The 1,262-nt window shown below is 70.7% G+C and carries 2 protein-coding genes; one reads left to right on the top strand and one right to left on the bottom strand.

Annotation, left to right across the window (positions count from 1 at the left end; translation table 11 throughout):
* Positions 1-95: 95 nt before the first annotated feature.
* A complete protein-coding gene (locus GA0115259_RS37740; RefSeq protein ID WP_093605095.1) occupies positions 96-737 on the bottom strand; it encodes a histidine phosphatase family protein in 642 nt (213 codons plus the stop codon).
* 201 nt (positions 738-938) lie between these two features.
* On the opposite strand from GA0115259_RS37740, the gene GA0115259_RS37735 reads away from it, so the two are divergent.
* Positions 939-1,202, top strand: a complete 264-nt coding sequence (locus GA0115259_RS37735) for a type B 50S ribosomal protein L31 (protein ID WP_093605093.1) — start codon at positions 939-941, stop codon at positions 1,200-1,202.
* Positions 1,203-1,262 lie beyond the last annotated feature (60 nt).

Below are 1,262 nucleotides of genomic sequence, written 5' to 3'. Positions count from 1 at the left end.
TGGCGCCTGTCCGGTGGAACTCCTTCCACCGGACAGGCGCCCGCCGCATTCCGGGTTCGCCGCACTCCGGGCCCGGCCCGGCGGCGGCCTCTCCGTCAGGCCACGTTCTCCTTCTCCCGTGCCGTGGCGCGCAGCAGGCCCTCGGGCAGGGCCAGATTCCATGCCGTGATCACCGGTCGGCCGTGTTCCGTGCCCAGCCGGGAGAGAGTCCCGGTGGCGAGCAGGAAGAGCGCTCCCGCGGCCGGCGCGAGTCCCAGATAGCGGGCGGTGAGCACCCGGAGGAAGTGGGCGTGCGAGACGAGGGCGACATCCTCGTCGCTCGAATCGAGCGCCTCCAGGGCCTCGGTGAGTACACGGTCGGCGCGGTGCCCGACCTCCGCGGGACTCTCCCCGGGCTGGCTCGCCGGGCCGGGCACGACTCCGTCGGTCCACAGATCCCAGCCGGGCCGCGTGCGATGGATCTCGGCGGTCGCGATGCCCTCGTAGCCGCCGTAGTTCCACTCGCGCAGATCCGGCGTGACACGGAAGGCACCGAGCCCGGCCAGCTCGGCGGTGCGGCGCGCGCGGGTCATGGGGCTGACGAGGGTGAGACCGATACGGCGCTCGCGCAGCAGCGGCACCAGCGAGCGGGCCTGGCTCTCGCCGCGCTCGGTCATAGGCAGATCGGTGTAGCTGGTGTGCTGCCCGGACAAGGACCAGGTGGTCTCTCCGTGCCGTACGAGGATCAACTCACCCATGAGTGCCGCCCACTTCCCGCTCTCCGCGCCCGATCGCACCACGGGCCGCCATAGGACGCCATGGGTCGCCATGGGCCCGCAAACCCCAGTGTCCCCGCTTTCGGTGTCCGGTACCCGGCGGGAATGCCACCGGCGGGCGTCGCGTTACACGGACGTACTACTTGATGGAAGCGAATTCCACCATCAGGAAGGATTTTTTGTATGAAGCCCCGTATTCACCCCGTCTCCCGTCCGGTCGTCTTCCGGGACCGTGCCGGCGGAGCCGCCTTCCTGACCCGTTCCACCGCGGACTCGACCGAGCGCGTGGAGTGGGAGGACGGCCGCACCTACCCGGTCATCGACGTGGAGATCTCCTCCGCGAGCCATCCCTTCTACACCGGCAAGGGCCGTGTGGTGGACACCGCGGGCCGGGTGGAGCGCTTCGAGCGCCGCTACGGCTCCGGACACCAGGAGCCGCGGAGCTGACCGCACGACCGGTATGTCCGTGAGGGCCGGGCGGCGATCCCTGAAGAGGATCGCCGCCCG

Origin of the sequence: Streptomyces sp. MnatMP-M17 (genome assembly GCF_900091995.1) — a bacterium.
Classification (GTDB): Bacteria; Actinomycetota; Actinomycetes; order Streptomycetales; family Streptomycetaceae; genus Streptomyces.
The sequence above is the reverse complement of the archived record's forward strand: the minus strand, read 5'-3'. Positions and strand labels throughout refer to the sequence as shown.

Coding starts and splice junctions, on each gene's coding strand:
- GA0115259_RS37740 (WP_093605095.1), bottom strand. CDS start 737: ATGGGTGAGTTGATCCTCGTACGGCACGGAGAGACCACCTGGTCCTTG.
- GA0115259_RS37735 (WP_093605093.1), top strand. CDS start 939: ATGAAGCCCCGTATTCACCCCGTCTCCCGTCCGGTCGTCTTCCGGGAC.